Genomic DNA, 606 nt, shown 5'->3' with positions numbered 1-606 from the left:
GGCCCGCAGGATCGTCTCCTCCCGCTCGTGGGCGGGGTTGTCGGTGAGCGCCGTCGTCATCGCCTCGCGGAACGCCCAGCGCAGCGACTCCAGCACCGGTTCGTCGGCCGGACGCTGCCGCAGCAGCTCCTCCAGGAGGGGGTCGTACTCGTCCGTGAGGACGATGTCCTCCTTGGCGGGGAAGTAGCGGAAGACGGTGCTCGGCGAGACCTCGGCGCGGTCCGCGATCTGCTCGACGGTGGTGGCCTCGTACCCCTGCTCCTTGATCAGCGAGTAGGTGGCCTCCCTGATCGCCATGCGGGTCCTGAGTTTCTTCCGTTCGCGCAGACCCAGGTGGCGGGCCGCCTCGGGAACAGGGGTTCGTGCCGTGGTCATGCCGTCAATTGTCCGCCATCCCCCTTCGCCCGGGCCATGGCCGGGGAGGATTCCGCTTCCGGTCCGGGGCGGTCCGGGGCGGTGGTGTCCGGTACGTCCGCGGTCCGTCCGGCCGGCGGTGCGGCGGGGCGCGGGTTCGGCAGGAACAGCGCGACCAGGGCCGCGGTCACCAGCGCGGCGATCCCGCAGACCACCAGCACGAGGTCCATCCCGTCCAGGTACGCCGCGTCG

1 protein-coding gene and 1 pseudogene are annotated in these 606 nt (G+C 71.6%); both read right to left on the bottom strand.

Annotated elements, in window-relative coordinates; genetic code table 11:
* A partial coding sequence (locus B7L92_RS28950; RefSeq protein ID WP_143626391.1) for a TetR/AcrR family transcriptional regulator occupies positions 1-375 on the bottom strand: 375 nt, incomplete at its 3' end.
* Positions 372-606 (bottom strand): annotated as a pseudogene (locus B7L92_RS28945) (MFS transporter); the annotation flags it as partial. The gene B7L92_RS28950 and the pseudogene B7L92_RS28945, both read right to left, overlap by 4 nt.

Origin of the sequence: Streptomyces viridosporus, assembly GCF_002078235.1 — a bacterium.
GTDB classification, from domain to species: Bacteria; Actinomycetota; Actinomycetes; order Streptomycetales; family Streptomycetaceae; genus Streptomyces; species Streptomyces viridosporus.
The sequence above is the reverse complement of the archived record's forward strand: the minus strand, read 5'-3'. Positions and strand labels throughout refer to the sequence as shown.